General features: G+C 68.7%; 17 protein-coding genes. All 17 read right to left on the bottom strand.

Going from position 1 to position 15,154, the window contains the following annotated elements; genetic code table 11:
• The coding region (locus ACK4K7_RS14480; protein WP_431867070.1) for a S49 family peptidase at window positions 1-961 on the bottom strand (961 nt) is incomplete at its 3' end.
• An 8-nt stretch (window positions 962-969) separates the two neighbouring features.
• Complete coding sequence (locus ACK4K7_RS14475; protein ID WP_431867068.1) at window positions 970-2,430, bottom strand: phage portal protein; 1,461 nt, start codon at window positions 2,428-2,430, stop codon at window positions 970-972.
• Window positions 2,431-2,433: 3 nt separating this feature from the next.
• Window positions 2,434-2,646, bottom strand: coding sequence for a phage head-tail joining protein (locus ACK4K7_RS14470; protein ID WP_431867066.1), 213 nt, complete (start codon window positions 2,644-2,646; stop codon window positions 2,434-2,436).
• A gap of 10 nt (window positions 2,647-2,656) precedes the next feature.
• Window positions 2,657-4,696: a phage terminase large subunit family protein gene (locus ACK4K7_RS14465; RefSeq protein WP_431867064.1), complete on the bottom strand. Its 2,040-nt coding sequence runs from the start codon at window positions 4,694-4,696 to the stop codon at window positions 2,657-2,659.
• Window positions 4,641-5,231, bottom strand: coding sequence for a hypothetical protein (locus ACK4K7_RS14460; protein ID WP_431867062.1), 591 nt, complete (start codon window positions 5,229-5,231; stop codon window positions 4,641-4,643). The genes ACK4K7_RS14465 and ACK4K7_RS14460 overlap by 56 nt, the downstream gene beginning before the upstream one ends.
• A 29-nt stretch (window positions 5,232-5,260) precedes the next feature.
• Complete coding sequence (locus ACK4K7_RS14455) at window positions 5,261-5,521, bottom strand: DUF7220 family protein (protein ID WP_431867060.1); 261 nt, start codon at window positions 5,519-5,521, stop codon at window positions 5,261-5,263.
• Window positions 5,518-6,996, bottom strand: a complete 1,479-nt coding sequence (locus ACK4K7_RS14450; RefSeq protein WP_431867059.1) for a site-specific DNA-methyltransferase — start codon at window positions 6,994-6,996, stop codon at window positions 5,518-5,520. Before ACK4K7_RS14450 ends, ACK4K7_RS14455 begins: the two co-directional genes overlap by 4 nt.
• Before the next feature lie 344 nt (window positions 6,997-7,340).
• A complete protein-coding gene (locus tag ACK4K7_RS14445) occupies window positions 7,341-7,814 on the bottom strand; it encodes a DUF6362 family protein (protein WP_431867057.1) in 474 nt (157 codons plus the stop codon).
• A complete protein-coding gene (locus ACK4K7_RS14440; RefSeq protein WP_063185802.1) occupies window positions 7,774-7,974 on the bottom strand; it encodes a hypothetical protein in 201 nt (66 codons plus the stop codon). The genes ACK4K7_RS14445 and ACK4K7_RS14440 overlap by 41 nt, the downstream gene beginning before the upstream one ends.
• Window positions 7,971-8,228: a DUF6378 domain-containing protein gene (locus ACK4K7_RS14435; RefSeq protein WP_431867055.1), complete on the bottom strand. Its 258-nt coding sequence runs from the start codon at window positions 8,226-8,228 to the stop codon at window positions 7,971-7,973. The genes ACK4K7_RS14440 and ACK4K7_RS14435 overlap by 4 nt, the downstream gene beginning before the upstream one ends.
• Window positions 8,225-8,872 (bottom strand): crossover junction endodeoxyribonuclease RuvC, encoded by a 648-nt coding sequence (locus tag ACK4K7_RS14430; protein ID WP_431867054.1) that lies wholly within the window; start codon window positions 8,870-8,872, stop codon window positions 8,225-8,227. Before ACK4K7_RS14430 ends, ACK4K7_RS14435 begins: the two co-directional genes overlap by 4 nt.
• Window positions 8,872-11,799, bottom strand: a complete 2,928-nt coding sequence (locus ACK4K7_RS14425; protein WP_431867052.1) for a DUF7146 domain-containing protein — start codon at window positions 11,797-11,799, stop codon at window positions 8,872-8,874. The genes ACK4K7_RS14430 and ACK4K7_RS14425 overlap by 1 nt, the downstream gene beginning before the upstream one ends.
• Entirely contained in the window at window positions 11,792-13,072 is a 1,281-nt protein-coding gene (locus ACK4K7_RS14420) for an ATP-dependent DNA helicase (protein WP_431867050.1), read from the bottom strand. The genes ACK4K7_RS14425 and ACK4K7_RS14420 overlap by 8 nt, the downstream gene beginning before the upstream one ends.
• A complete protein-coding gene (locus tag ACK4K7_RS14415; protein WP_431867048.1) occupies window positions 13,069-13,839 on the bottom strand; it encodes a hypothetical protein in 771 nt (256 codons plus the stop codon). The genes ACK4K7_RS14420 and ACK4K7_RS14415 overlap by 4 nt, the downstream gene beginning before the upstream one ends.
• Window positions 13,840-13,847: 8 nt before the next feature.
• The gene (locus ACK4K7_RS14410; protein WP_431867047.1) at window positions 13,848-14,063 is read right to left on the bottom strand and encodes a DUF6511 domain-containing protein; all 216 of its coding nucleotides are present in this window, start codon (window positions 14,061-14,063) and stop codon (window positions 13,848-13,850) included.
• A gap of 140 nt (window positions 14,064-14,203) precedes the next feature.
• The gene (locus tag ACK4K7_RS14405; RefSeq protein WP_431867046.1) at window positions 14,204-14,431 is read right to left on the bottom strand and encodes a hypothetical protein; all 228 of its coding nucleotides are present in this window, start codon (window positions 14,429-14,431) and stop codon (window positions 14,204-14,206) included.
• Window positions 14,432-14,436: 5 nt separating this feature from the next.
• Window positions 14,437-15,153 carry a hypothetical protein gene (locus ACK4K7_RS14400; protein WP_431867045.1) on the bottom strand — a complete coding sequence of 239 codons (717 nt, stop codon included), beginning with the start codon at window positions 15,151-15,153 and terminating at the stop codon, window positions 14,437-14,439.
• Window position 15,154: the final 1 nt, after the last annotated feature.

Below are 15,154 nucleotides of genomic sequence, written 5' to 3'. Positions count from 1 at the left end.
TTGGAGGTTGAACGGCAGAGGTGCGCCGCTGGGCGCCTGCCTTCGCCGGGGCGAGACCTCGGCTTCGGACCGGTCGATCGAGCGTCGCGGCGAGGTCGGCGAGGGCCTGGTCGACGCTGCCGAGGCGGTCGGCAAAACCGATGTCGATGCCGCGCTGCCCCCGATAGATCGCGGCTTCGGTGGCACGCACGGCGTCGGGACTCATTTTCCGATTGCGCGCCACCAGGGTGACGAGGTCGGCATGGAGCGCGTCGACATCCGCCTGGATCGCCGAAAACGCCGTATCCGAGAGCGGCTCGTGGGGATTGCCATCGACCTTCTTCGCGCCGGAATGGATCAGCGTCCACTTGAGTCCGGCCATCGCGTCGGCGGCGCTCTCGTCGACATGGATGGCGACGACGCCGACCGAACCGACCTCACCGGTGCGGCTGACATAGAGGCGGTCGGCGGCGCTCGCGATGGCAAAGGCAGCCGACAGCGCGCTTTCGCTCGCGACAGCCCAGAGCGGCTTCTGCGCGGCTTCGCGCAAAGAGGTGACACGTTCCACCAGATCGAACAGACCGCCCACCTCGCCGCCCGGCGAGTCGAGCTCGAGCAGCACGGCGCGGGCCGAGGGTTCCGCGAGCGCCGCCGCGACGGCGCTGCCGATCGCGCCGTAATCGGTCGCGCCCAAGAGCGCCGTCAGCCAGTCGCTTCGGCTCACCAGCGGACCGAGCACCGGCACCACGGCGATGCCGCTGTCGGTCAGGGTGAAGCCGCGCGATGCCGACCGATCGGTATCGGGGAGGATCGGCGTGTTCGCGGATCGCGCATCAATGGTCGGATCGACCGCGAGCAGTCCGTCGAGCGCGCCCCGCGCCGGTGAAGTCTGCGCGGCTAGTTCAATGGCGCGCAAGGCGCGCGGCGCGATCGCCAGCGGTCCGCGGACAAGCCGGGCCAGCACAGGAAGGTATGATCTCATGGGAGTCCTCAATCGGCAGCTGGTGCGCTTGCCGGCTGTTCCGTATCGGCCAGAACCGGATCGGTGCGCGCGCCGGCGAACGCGAGCCCGAGGCTCCGCTCTCGCGCACGGTCCGCAGCAATCTCGGCATCGACCTGATCGGCGTCGTAGCCGCGCTCGGCGAGGGCCTGGGTGCGGCTCTTGAGCCCCGCCTCGATCTGCTCGATCTCGGCGCGCGCGTCCTTCAGCGGATCGACCCAGTCCCATTTCGGCGGCAGCCACGAGCAGGCAATGTGGTCACGGCGGCGCGCCTCGTAATCGGGAAGGTCGAGAGCGCCGGCCATGACCGCCGTATCCATCCAGCGCGCCCAGACGCGCCGGCAGATCTGCCAGACCATGACAGCGTGCTGATAGGCCTCGACCCGACGGCGGAACTCCAAGAGCGCCAGGCGCGAGTTCGAGTAGTTCGCCTTCAACATGTCGTTCGACAGATATGCGTATGGAATGCCGAGCGCCGCCGAGACCTGCAGGAGCGTGCGGTACTGGAACGGCTCGTAGGTCTGCCCGACATCCGCCGGAGCCGAGGTCTGCACCTCCTCGCCCGGCTCCAGCATCACGATCTGGCCGGGCTGCAGGTCCATCGTCCTTTCGCCGCCTTCATCGCTCTCGGCGATGTCAAAGGGCTCGGCCGGCGCCGGCGTGGTGATGAAGAGCGCATGCATCGCCGCGACCTTCTTCCGGTCGAGCTCGGCGTCGTCGTACGGGTCGAGCAGGAACAGTTTCACGATCCCCGGCGCGAAGCGCGAGACGCCCCGCAGCTGCCCGGCATCGACCGGATCGATCACGTGGATGACCTCGGATGCAGGAACACGAACGGTCTCGCCCATGAGCCCCGGATCGGTCACGTCGCCCGGGTGCCGGCGCAGGAAGTGATAGGCAACGCGCCTGCCGATGCCATCGAACTCGATGCCCTGGCGGACGACATTGCCGCCGGGAAGCTGCTCGTTGCGGCTGAGCGGCAGCATCTCGGAAGGGATCATCTGCAGCTGCAGCGGCACCACGAGCCCGTCCTCGGGCCGGCGCGGACGGAAGCGGAGGAACACCTCGCCGGCGATGAACACCTCGCGCGCGGCGCGCCGCTGCTGGCCGTAGAAATCGGTGAACCCCTCCGCATCGCTGTCGTCGGTCCAGTCGAGCCAGAGCCGCTGCACGCGCGCCTTGAGATCGGCGTCAGCGATCAGCGAGGACGGCTTGATGCCGTCGCCGACCACATTGCCGGCCCAGCTCTCGATCGCGTTCGCCGCATAGCCGTTGTTGCGCACCAGCCAGCGGGCGCGCGCGGTGATGTCGGCGCCGGCAGCCGCGATCAGCGTGTTGAGATGCGCCCGGCTCGGCTGGAAGTGCCGCAGCCTGCGGCTTGCCTGCCCCGCTTCGAAGCCGCCCACCAGTGCGCCGATGCGGCGGCGCCACCGCGTGATCGATCCCGGCACAGGTCACAGCCCCTTGCTTGCCGTCGTGCGAACGATGCGGCGGCGCGCGCCGGCCTGCGCCTCGGCGATCCGCCGTTCGAGGTCGCCGAGGGCGGAGGCCATTTCGGCGTCGGTCGCATAGGTGATGCGCCGCCCCTCGATCTCGACGGTGCGCACGCCGCGCCAACGGGCGGCGAGCAGCGCATCGCGGCGCGCGATCATGTCCTCAAGCGTCATTGTCCTGGTCTCAACTCAGATAGCTGGGCGTGATCACCCGTCGGCCGCGCCGGGTTGGCGCGCGTCGCACCAGACCCGCGGAGGCGATCCCTGGCGTGCCGGGGTGAGAACCAGCAGTCTCTGGCGTCACCGGGGCACACCGATCGGGCGAACCCACCTGGCCTTCGAGATCGCGCCACCGGGCTTCCCCCCAGCGATCGGCGCCGGCGATCCAGGCAGCGGCGCGGGCGTAGACCCGGCAGTCGAGCGCCTCGTTCCTCTCGCGCAGCTTCTGCCATTCGAGCCGGGCGAAGCCGCGCCGGTTGCGCACGGTGACTAGCTGCTCGGCGGTGAGCTGGCGCAGCCACTCGCTCTCGATCCAGTCGGGCAGATGGATGGTGCCCGGCGGGAAGCCGGCGCCGGCCGCGCGCTCCTCGGCAGTCGGGCGTGCGAGCCGCAGGAAGCGGTAGGTCTCGGCCTTGAAGCTCGAGACCGCCACCGTCCACAGCCGCGCGCCGCGGCGCAGGCGCCGTCCGTTCTCGGTCGCATCGACATAGGTGGGCCCCGAGACCGGGCTTGCCCGGTTGAACCCCTCCACCCCCTTGACGGCTGCGACCTGGGCAAAGCCGACGCTGCGCGCCCAGGCATAGACCGCCGGGGCCTCGTAGCCCGTGTCGATCGCGAGCCGCGCGATGCGCAGCTGCGCGCCGTGCTCGTGCGGCCAGGGCTGGTCGAGGAGCGCGGTCAGCCGGTCCCAGGCTTCCTGCCGGTCCGGCCCTCCCTCGATCACGATATGATCGACCAGCCAGCTTTCGAGGCCGCGGCCCCAGGCCCAGACATCGACCTCGATGCGGTCCTTCTGCACGTCGGCCCCGGCGGTCAGGAACAGCCCGCCCGCAGGCACGGTGCCGGCCTTCCACGGCTCGCGGCGGTCGTAGAGCCGCTGCCAGTCGGGCGCCTCGCCGCTCTCGATCCAGGTCTCGCCCAGCACCGTGTTGCGGAACACCTTGATCGCCTCGTCAGCGCCCTGCGCCGCCTCCCAGCTGCGCGCGATCCGCGCCCAGCTCAGCCAGCCCACCGGCGAGTAGAGCGCCGAGAGATGGTAGCCGGTCGTGGCAGGATCGGCGGCAACGGCGGTGGCGCGCCATTCGCCGGCTTCCAGCATCGCCGTCTTGTGGTGCTCGGCGATGGGCGCCTCGCAGCCCTCGCAGACATATTCCGCCGTCTCGGGCTTGCCCTTGTGCCAGCGCAGCCGCTCGAACTTCAGCCACTGCATCGCCCCGCAATGCGGACAGGGCACGAAGAAGCGGCGCTGGTCGGAGGCCTCGAACTCGCGCTCGATCCGGCTCACCCCGCGGATGGTAGGCGTCGAGACCAGCAGCACCTTGCGCCGGTGGGCGAAGGTGAGCGAGCGCGCCTCGGCGAGGCTCACCGGATCGCCCTCCTCGTCGGCCGAGGCGGGATAGGCGTCGATCTCGTCGAGGAAGATGTAGCGCGCCGGCATCGAGCGCAGGCCCACGGCCGAGTTGGCCCCCGTGAGGATCAGGATGCCGCCGGCAAACTCCTTCGACAGCATGGTGTTGCCGGCATCGCGGGCTCGGGCAGGCTTCACCCGCTCCCGCAGCGCCGGGCTCTCGGCGATCAGCGGATCGATGCGCTGGCGCGAATGGCGCTTGGCCAGCTCCACCGTGGGCTGGACCGCGAGCATCGGCCCCGGCGCCTGGTGGATGACATAGCCGATCCAGTTGTTGCCGGCCTCGGTCGCGCCCACCTGCGCGGCCTTCATGAACACCACCCGCTGCACCGGATCGTGCGGACCGAGCCGGTCCATGATCTCGCGCATGTAGGGCGTTCTCGCCGTGCGATAGCGCCCCGGCTCGGCCGAGGCGCGCGGGGCGAGCATCCGGTGGCGATCGGCCCAGGCGGAGACCGCGAGCAGCGGATCGGGCGCGATCCCGCGTGCCCAGGCGCGCAGGATGGCATCGGCCCCGGCGAAGTCCTCATGCTCCGGCTGCTCAGCCGAGCTTGGGTGCGCGCGGCGCGCCGAGGTCCTCGAGGTGGCTGCGGACATGGGTCTCCAGGGCTTTCTGCATCGCCGCCGCCTCGATCGTGATGTCCTGGCCGATGGTCCTGCTGCACGCGGCCGAGAGCTCGGCCGCCATCAGCGCGGCCACCCGCGCCGGCCAGGTGATCCATGCCTCGCGCTCCTCGCGCGCCAGACGGAAGACCAGCGCCTCGGCGCGGGCGCGCTCGACCAGCTCGCCCTTGAGCTTCTGCAGCCGGATGCGCCGCTCCTGGGCTTTCAGCACCTCGTTGGCGGTGCGGGCCTGGAGGAAGGTCATTGGGCTGTTCGCCGGCGGCGCGGCAAGCCCCTGCTCGCGCAGCGTCTCGCCCACGGCGGCGACGGCGGCCTCGGACACGGGCCTGACGCGCTCTGCCGGGCCACGGCGGGATTTGGCCGGATCGGTGGTCTCGGCGCGGCGCACATCGGAAGCGGCGGCATCGATCGAGCCGTCGGGATGCAGCACCAGCCTGCCGGCAGCGCGCGCCTTCTGCACCGCGCCGCGCGAGATGCCGGCATGGGCCGCATATTGCCGCTCGCTCATGCCCATGAGGGAAGAAGTGCCGTTGGCAGTCATGTCGCCGACCGATCAGGCCTTGCCGATCCTTGCCCCATCGTCTGGCGCTCCCGCAGCTGCTCGAACAGCCGCCGCAGCGCATAGGAGCGCGCAAGGCTCAGCAGCGTGAACATGGCGCCGATCATCAGGTTCTGCGCCAGCGTCGCATTGAGGCCGAACAGCGGAAAGATCAGGATCTGCGTGATGACCGCGACGCCGTAGCCGACCACGACATTGGCCAGCGCCTCCACCAGCGACATGAGACGGGACTGCTTCATCCCTGTCCTGCCCGCCTGCGCTTCGGCTTCGATCCGCTCGCCGCCTCCTCCGCCCGTGCACCGGCGCTCTCGGCGGCGGTCTGCGGCGCGGCGGAAAGCCGCTCGGCCTTCACCTCGGCGAAGGTCCGCCCGTCGCCTTCGAGGATCACCTCGCGGCCCGTGGCGGCCTGCCAGCGCTCGACCGCGACATCGACATAGGCCGGGCTGATCTCCATGGCATGAACGCGTCGGCCATTGGCCTCGCCCGCCATGATCTGCGTGCCCGAGCCGGAGAACGGCTCATAACAAAGCCCGCCGCGCTCGACGTGCTGGCGCATCGGGATGGCGAAGGCATCGAGCGGCTTGGGCGTCGGATGATCGGGCCGCTCCTCGCCGGCAGGCACAGCCATCTCCCAGGTCGAGGGCAGCGTTTCCTCGGCCACCTTGGGCGGACGGTGCGGGCGGCGCCAGCCCATGAAGCAGGGCTCGTGCTTCCAGAGGTAATGCGAGCGGGTGAGCACCCCGCGGTCCTTCACCCAGATGATCTGCTGGTGCACGAAGGCACCGGCCTTCTCCCAGCAGGCCTCCAGCATCGCCTGGCGGCGCGAGGCGTGCCAGCAATACCAGGCCGCGTCCTCGGTGATCGCCTCGGCGACCGCGGCGGCGATGAAGCCGTCGTAGAGTTCCGCGCCCTGCGAACTGTCGTCCCAGGTCACGCCATACGATCGGCTCGAGTCCTTTTTGCGCGTCGGGTGGTTCGCGCCGTCGTAGTCGACCAGATAGGGCGGGTCGGTGGCAAAGAGCACGGCGCGCTCGCCGTTCATCAGGCGGCGCACATCCTGATGGTTCGTGGCATCGCCGCAGAGCAGCCGATGGTGCCCGAGGATCCAGAGATCGCCCGTCTGCGACGCCGGGTTGCGCGGCGGCTCGGGGATGGTCACCAGCGGGACCGAAGCCGAACCATCCTCATCGCCGGCATCCGGATCGAGCGCCAGCAGCCGGTCGAGCTCACCATCATCGAAGCCGGTGAGCCCCAGATCGAAGTCCTCGGCCAGCAGGGCCTGCAACTCGGCCGAGAGCAGCGCCTCGTCCCAGGTGCCGAGGTCGGTCAGCCGGTTGTCGGCGATGCGGTAGGCCCGGCGCTGGGCGGGCGTGAGATGCCCGAGCACGATCACCGGCGCCTCGGTCAGTCCGAGCTGGCTCGCCGCCAGAACGCGGCCATGGCCCGCGATCAGCTCGCCGTCCTCGGCCACCAGGCAGGGCACGGTCCAGCCGAACTCGGCCATGCTGGCGGCGATCCGCGCCACCTGCTCGGCCCCATGTTGCTTCGCGTTCCCGGCATAGGGCTTGAGGCGCGCAAGCGGCCACGTCTCGATCCGGTCGGGGGCAAAGGCAAGGGTCATGGAAAAGAGGAACCGATGAGGGGTCAGGAACGCGGGAGCGGCGGCACCGGCGCTGGTGGCCGCCAGGAGAGTGGATCCTGCGGTGGACTCCACGGTGGATCGCCTGTGGACTCCGGGTGGATTCCGCAGCCCAGCAGGAAGCCACCCGCAAGCCACCCCGGGCTTGTGGCTATGGAGCGGAAATCACGCGGTTTTCTTGTGCCCTCAGGCAGCCGGTGGCTTCCGTCTGGCGGGGTGGCTTCCCAAAAATCCAGCCTGTGCCAAGCGATACGCCGCGCCTCGCCCGCCAGCATCCGGCGAGGCGCCAGAAGGAACCGTGCATCTCGCCCGTCACCGATCACCCCCGCACGCGGCTCGCCCGAGCTTGACGAAGAACTAGCCCAAATCGCCGGCCCCTGTCTCGCCGGCAAATGTCTCAGCGAAAATTGTCTCACGCATCAAAATAAACTTGACGAGCGCACGCGCTCGACGAGGAAGGCGCGCGAACGCTTCGCCGGCACTTTCTGCCCGTTGAGCTTCCAGGTGATGACGCTGAGGCCATATTCCCAGCGACGGCACGCGGTGGCGCGGGAGATCCCGAAGCGCCAGCAAATCGGCTTCCACGGCGTGCCCTCGGCGCGCGCCCAGACAAGCCGGGCATCGTCGGGCTCCAGCCATCGCAGCCAGGGCAGCGTCGCCTCCATACGGCTGATGGCGCCCGGCAAGGGCGGCGGACGCTTCATGCGAGGCGGCTCCTGACCGACGAGGTCAGCAAACTCATGCACGATCTTCGGCCACACCGAGAAATAGCCCTGCACCCGAACCTCGGGCAGGCGCTTCATGACGTCAGCAGCTTCGATCAGCCGCTCCTCGACTTGTTCGCGAGTCCAATCAGCCATGCCGTTGCTCCGTCGGCTGGCGCCGTCCGCCATAGAGCTTCTCGCCGAGCTGGCGAACCAGTTCCCGCTCGGGCCAGGTGAGGCGCGGATCGGTGGGGCTGACGACGAGGAGGCCCTGCTCGCGCCAACCCTCCCGCTTGACCTCTTCGGCCGACCGGCGTTCGCCGCCATATCCTTTGGGCAGCCATCTCATCGTGCGACCTCCTGAAGCACCGCTGCATAGCCGGCGATGTCGAGGATCGAATCCTGATCCTTCGGGTCGTGCGCGAGCTGCGCCAGCTCCAGATCGATGAGGCAAAGCACGACCTCTGCCGGCGTGACGGGGCGGCCGAGCGTGATCGACCAGCGTCTGGCGACAACAGCCATCACAGCAGCCGGATCGCCGTAGATCTTTCGGCGCTCGGCGACGACCGACGCGGCGTGCCTTAGCATCGACTCCCCGCTCATCGCACACCTCCATCGGTCTCGATGGCCCACAGCAGGATGGCGATCGCATCCGCTTCATTGTCGTCCGCGGGCGAGAAACCCCGGGCGCGAATGGCGGCCATGACGGCGGCCTTGTCGGCGTTGCCCCTGGCGGCGACGTGCCGCTTGATCGTGCCGACGGGAACGCCCTGATAGGCAATTGTCCGCTGCTCACACCAGGCGGTAAGCGTCGCGAGGAAGCCGCCATGGAGATGAGCAGCGTCGGTGCCGATGTGGCGGCGAACCTCCTCGAAATAGATTGCCGCGAGACCGCCGGCATTGGCCGCGATCTGATCCAGCCAGCTTCGCAAGCGCAGGTAGCGCATGCCGCCGCCATCGTAGCGGCTCGACCGGAACGAGACCGTGCCGCTCGTGATCAGGCCGTCATGGCTGCGCAGCGCCCAGCCGGTCGTGGTGCCGAGATCGAGACTGAGAATGGCGCGAAGCCCATGAGCCGGATGCGGGCGGAATGCGATGGCCCCTGCTGCGGCGGGACCGGTTTCGATGGTCGGGATCATGATTGTCTCCAGGATATTCGTTCGAGGGGCGGGTTCCTGAGCGAAAACCAAGCGCGGCGGACCGGTCGCTGCCGCCTGAAGGCAGACGAGTTGACGGAGCATGCCCATCAGAGCACCTCCTTGAGCCAGTCCGGCGCGGTGCCGTTCGGGGAACGTGACGAGGAACGTTCCCCCGCATGTTCCCCCGCGCAAGTCGTTGAGGAACAAGCGCTTTGGGAAGGTGGGGAACGTGGGGAACGTTCGTCCCCATCCTTTATCGCGTGGGCGCAGCCGCGCGCGTGCGTTAGTGTCGAAAAACGTTCCCCACGTTCCCCACGTTCCCCTGAGGCTTTGGTTTCAATGGGTTGCGCCGGGGAACGTTGGAATTCGACGTTCCCCTTTTCGGGGCAACGTTCCCCGCCCGATGGCGCGACACCTTGCGGAAAACGTTCCCCACGTTCCCCCTCGATCGCAAGCTGCCAGCGCTTGGCCTGATGGGAAACGCCCAACGTGCGCACGCGCATCTTGCGGCCGTCGATATCGAACACACGGTCGCGCATGCGGGCGAGCGCCTTGCCGAGCCGTGTGCGCTGTGACCGATCGCCCCCGGCGCCCAAGGGCAGCGGCGGCTCGCAGGCCAATGCCACCTCATAGAGATCGCCGGTGCCGACCTCCGCCGTCCCGAAGCGGTCCCACCATGCGCCAATCAGGCTGCGCCAGATCGCGCCCTCACCATCAGCGGCAGCGAGCATCTCGTCGAGGTTGGCAAGAAACCCCTCGATGCCGGCGACCTCGAGGACGCCGCCCATGACCCGCGCCCAAGTCTCGTAGCTTCCGATCATGCGCGCGCCCCGCGGGCGGCCGGCGGCAAGCCAGGCCCGGCACAGGGTAAGGCAGGCCGCGACCAGGCGTGGCCGGTTGGCGCGAACCCAGCTCATGAGATCCGGATGTCGGAACCCCTCGCGCCGCCAGGGTTGATCGACGCGGGCATCGAGCCGGATGCGGACGATGCGGCGCGCCATCTCGTTGGAGAAATCCGGATTGTTGCCGGTCGCGATCCAGACGCAGCGGATCGGCAGTCGCGTCATCTCGGACGCACCGAGAATGCGGTCCTCCCAGAAGGGCGCGGTGAGCGCTGCCGCAAGCGCTGATGAGTCGAGGGTGTGGCGCAGATTGTCGATGAGCACGATCGAGGGTATCTGCCGCAGCTTGGCGGTCAGCCGCTTGCGCCACTCTTCATCGTCGCGACCCTCGGTCATCACGGAGGCTCCCACACCGGTGAGCACGGTCGCGATCGCGTCGACCATCAGCGTCGCGCCGGTGCCGGGCGTCGGCTTCTCGATCAGGTGGAGGGGTGTCGGCGCGTCGATCATGGCGCGAAGAAAGCCGAGCAGCATCAGGGCAATGGCGTGCGCCCGCTCCGCTTGGCCGGTGAACGGAAAATCGCCGAGCATGTCGTCGATGATGAGACTGCGCGCGGTCGCGATCTGCGCCGGCGACGGGCGCTCCGGTATCGGGGGCACGGCAAAGCCTGGTGTCGGCTGATAGAGCAGCCGTGCATCGGGGTGGTAGCCGGGCTCGGTCAGGAGCGCACCATTGCGACCGAAGACCGGCGTGGTGACGATCCCCGCCAGCACCGGCAGGCCCGGGTCCGGCGTCGCCAGCAGCGACTTGATCAGCGGCATCGGCGGATGCGCGGGGACGAGATCGCCGTTGCGCGCCAGACGCCGCCAATCGGCGAGCTTCGCCAGCATGTGCCGCAGGCGTTCTTCGGTGACGGGCCGGGCCATGGGCAGGCCGTCATCGTCATGCACGGCCCAGGTCGGCATGCCGCCGCTGCGAAAGAGCCAGGGCGTCCTGTTCGAGGCAAGAAGCAAACCCCAGCTGCGTGCATGAGCCCGGGCGAGATCGCCCTCATCGGCGCGCAGTTGCGGCAGACGCCCCTGGGGCTCGACGAAACCGATCGGACGGTTTCGGCCACCGTCATCTGCATCGGCGGCATCCGCCACTGCATATGGCTCGGCCGTGTCGACGATCTGGCGGACCGCGTCCGCGCCGTCGCGCAGCAGGACGTCGTTGAAGTCATCGCCTTCCGCTCGCGGCAGGGCGATGGCGACGCTGCGGCCCTCGGCCCGCAGCCGCCGCGCCGCCGCTTCGGCTGCGCGAAGACCCGCGCCCGACGCGTCGTGGTCAGCGAGCATAACGACACGCCGGGCCTCTGGCGGGAGGACGACCTGTTCGAGATTGGTGGCCGAGAGTGTCGCCCATACCGCCATGCCCGGGCAGGCCGTCATCACGGCGAGCGCCGTCTCGATGCCTTCGCTGAGACCAAGGACAGCGTCCTCGCCGATCGGCGAGAGGCGCACGGCGCCGCCGCCGACCCGGCCCAGCATCTTCTTCGGATTTTCGACCTCGGCTTTCCCCGCCCCGTCCGGGCGCAGGTAGATGCGGTGCAGGGCCACCACGCTGCCGGTGCGGTCGCGAACCAGGCCGACGATGGCCGGGAACCCGGTCCTCGTATCCCGATGCGCGAGATCCGGATGGAATAGGAGGTCGGGCGGTGGCGGAACCGTAAGCCCGCGTGCGCGCAGATAGGCCTCGCCCGGTGTGCCGGCGATCGGGATGGTTCGGGAGAGGATGATCTCGATTTCTCGGGCAGGATCTTTCTCCGGCTTCGCGGAGACCGCCAAGGGTTCGCGCCGGGATGGCGCCGCGGCCGACCATCCGACCAGATCGGCGGCATAGGCAAGGAGGTCGCGGCCCTTGAGGCCGGTCGCCTGTTCGAGCGTGCTCAGCGGCCCGCCGCCCTGGCCGCCGTCGAAGTCGATCCAGTCGCCGGCGTGCTCGCCTCTGAGCGTGATCACGCAGGAGCCGTTCTTTCGCGGCGCAGCACCATTGATGTTGGCGAGACGCCATTCGTCGCCCTTGCGCCGACCGTTCGGGAAATGCTGCGGCACCCAGGTGCCGGTCCTGTCACGCAGGCCGGCCACGATGGCGTCGAGATCATATTGGACCGCGGGCGTTCTGGCGGGCGCGATGTCGTTGAAGTCAATCAAGGATCACCAGCCCTTGCTCCGCGCGCGTGATGGCGGTGTAGAGCCAGCGGGCGCGGTCCTCGGCGGTCCGCCCGAGGCCGTCGTCGTAGACGATCACGTTCTCCCACTGCGACCCCTGGGCCTTGTGGCAGGTGATGGCGTAGCCCCAGACGCTCTCGACAAGCCCCCGCATGTCGCGCCAATCGCGGCGCAGGCGCTCGGCGTCATAGGCGACGTGGTCGTCGAAATGCCCCTTGTAGAACCATTGGCGGCCGGGAACGCGCGTCCCGTCCTCGGTGCGCACCGATGCGCTGAAGGCGAGCGGGCTTTCGTCGCGGATATCCGAAAGGTCGAGGAACATGCCGTTGACGAGACCGAGATCGTGCCGGTTCTTGAGGCAGATGATCTTCTCGCCGAGACCGCGCGGGTAAGCGTCCGGAAATCCGGCCGCCTGTTTCATCGCGGTGTTCAGAAAGAGCCGCGTCGCGTTGCGGCCGCAGATCACCTGGCCGCCCTTTAGGAATTGATGCGGGCCGATGTCAGAGCGCCGCATCTTCCAGACGAAGGCATCGTGCTCGCCGTAGGGAATGGGCATGCTCTGCCGTGCGAGCGTGGCGAGACGGATGATCGCGCTGGTCTCGGCCTGGCGATGGATATCGGTCAGCATCACGTCGGGATCGGCGTGGGTGAAGGCACCGTCACCCTTGATCGGCGGCAACTGGCCGGGATCGCCGAGCACCAGGATCGGCTTGCCGAAGGCGAGCAGATCGCTCGCCATCTCGGCGCCGACCATGGAGACCTCGTCGAGCACGATCAGGTCCGCGTCGCGGACCAGCGACTGCTCGTTCAGAATGAAACGGGGCTGATGGATATCGGCGAGCCGGAGCTCGAGGCGGCGGATCCGGGTCTCGGCAAAGGAGCGCTCCGCCGGCCCCATGCTCCGCACGCCTTTGCGCAGCGTTTCCAACTCTCGGGTGACGCGCTCGATTTCTTCGGGCGTCGCCTCGGAGACCTTGTAGATCAGACTGTGGATCGTCGAGGCCGGCGTTCCCTTCCGGGTCATCACCAGGGCCGCCTTGCCGGTGAAGGCAGCATAGAGCACGCCGCCCGAGCCGCCCGTGCGATCCATCGGTTCGAGGCCGAGCTCGCCGATGGCATACCGGGTGATGGTGGTCTTGCCGGTTCCTGCGTAGCCGAACAGGCGGAACACCTGCTGCTCGCGGGTGCGGCGCCGATACCAGTCCTCGATCGCGGCGAATGCCGCAGCCTGCTGCTGAGACGGGATGAAGCTCACCGCTCGCCCTCCCAGCAGCGCCGCGTATAGGCGCACATGCGGCACAGATGGAAGTCCCGGGCTGTGGCGATACGCGGGGGGAGTTCGCCGGCTGCCGCGGCGCGCAGGATATCCACGGCCCTGTCGGACAGAGCCTGTGCGCAGGGCGGATCGAACGCGACCACCTCGTGGTGGAGCGCCTGAGTGTCCTTGTTGAGCGCCGTGACGAGCGCGGTCTCGAGCTCCAGATAGGCCATGTAGAGCTGGACCTGAGCAAAGTAGAGCGGCTTCGAGAGCGCGAGGCCACGCTTGACCAGGTCGTTCCAGGATTTGGCGCCCACCGCCTTGTGCTCCCAGAGCACGGGCCAGCGCAGACCGACATCGGGGCCGGCGAGGATCACGCCGTCGATGTGGCCGCGCAGCCTGCCGTCCGCCGCCTCGAACCCGAATTGTCCGCCGTCGGCGCGTTCGGTGCGAAGGTCGAAGCCCGCGTCGCGCAGCCAGCGGATGGAGAGCGTCTCGAACTGGTGGCCGGCGTCGAAGATGCGCAGGATCGCGCCATCGAAATCCCGTCCCTCATCCTTGGGCGTATGGGTCACCTCGTAGACGAGCTTGCGGGCGCAGGGTTCGCCGATCCGGCTGCCGCCGAGATAGTCACGCGGCTGCTGCCGACGATTGCGTGCGACGAGCGCCGCATCGATCAGGACGTTGACCCGATCGGACACGCTGATCGCGTGACCGATGCGGCCATAGACAAAACCGGAGCCGTGGTTGAGATCGATTCCCATGCGCCACCTCAAAAGGGAATCGGATCGTCGAGCGGGTCGCGGGCGGCGGCCTGGCGCTGCATCGACTCCTGAAACCCATCGACACAGGCCTCGATGATGCGATCGATCTCGGCCGCGCTCCGGTCGTAGAACGGCCCCATCAGGCCAAGTTCGGTGAGCGCCTCGGCGAGATACCGGCGCGCCTCCTTGATCGCTCGGGTCTCCATGTCGGTCTTGTCGATCATTCCGTTGTTCCTGTTGGCGAGCGCGGCGCCGACATCGAGGCAGCGCATCGAGCAGAAGCGGTGGTGCGGAAATCGGTCCCACTGCAGCCGGTGGACGTAGCCAAAGCCCCGCGCCTGACGCGCGCACAGGGCGCAGGGCTCTACCCGAGCAAGAGCCGGGTCAGGTCCTCGTTGCCGGTGGGCTGCTCCTTGATCCGCTGCGAGGCCAGGACGATGAAGCGGGAGATCGCATTCGAGGCCATGGCTTCGAGGTCGGCCATGGTGAGGGCGGCGATGGGCTGATTGAGCCTTCCGCGCCCTTCGAGCCATTTGCCGACCTCCTTTGCCGCTTCGCGCGTCACGTGCGCCTGCCACTCGTCATCAGTCATGGGGGTCAGCTGTTGAGCCAGGCAGGGCCGGCCGGCTTGGCGGCCGGTTGCGGCGGTGTGGACGCACCTGCGTTCGCCCAGGCTGTGCCGGCGGCCTGTGCCGGCGGCTGCGCGGGAGCCACCCGGTTCCAGGCCGGCTGCCCCGCCGGCGCAGGAGACTTCGGGCGGGCGCGGGTGCTCGGGCTCGCCGGCACGACCTCGCCATCCATAACCTTGCGCCATTCCGGCTCGCTCGGCAGGACCACGCGGTCGAGCTTGTTGCTGTCGCCGTAGCGCGGGTCGTCGCTGGGCTCGATCCTGATCTTGGCTACGAAGGTGATGCCGTCGAGGTCGGCGAGACCTCGCAGGATGCGTTTGGCCTTCGCCGCCTCGCTCATGTCGGCGGGATCGAGGCCAAGCGCCGAGTCGATCATCGCGCGGAAGCTCCCCTTGGAGATCTTCCAGCCGATCGAGACGCCATGCTCGTCCACCTTGCCGCCCTGGACGGTGAACATCTGCCAGAACTTGCGCCGGACGTGCAGGCCCTCGGCGACGGTGAACTCGCAATCGAGCATGAGCACGTCGCTACCGGGCGCGTTCGAGGCCTTGAGCAGCCCCCGGTCGATCTCGCTCTGGCCGTCGGTTCCGCCCGGTCGGATGGTCATGGTGACCTTGGCGAAGGTGCCGTCGGGTATCAGTTCGCCGCTCTTCTGCGGCTCGGCGTCGTTCATGTCGAAGCTCATG

The sequence above is a fragment of the Allosphingosinicella sp. genome (genome assembly GCF_046295735.1).
Taxonomy (GTDB): domain Bacteria; phylum Pseudomonadota; class Alphaproteobacteria; order Sphingomonadales; family Sphingomonadaceae; genus Allosphingosinicella.
The sequence above is the reverse complement of the archived record's forward strand: the minus strand, read 5'-3'. Positions and strand labels throughout refer to the sequence as shown.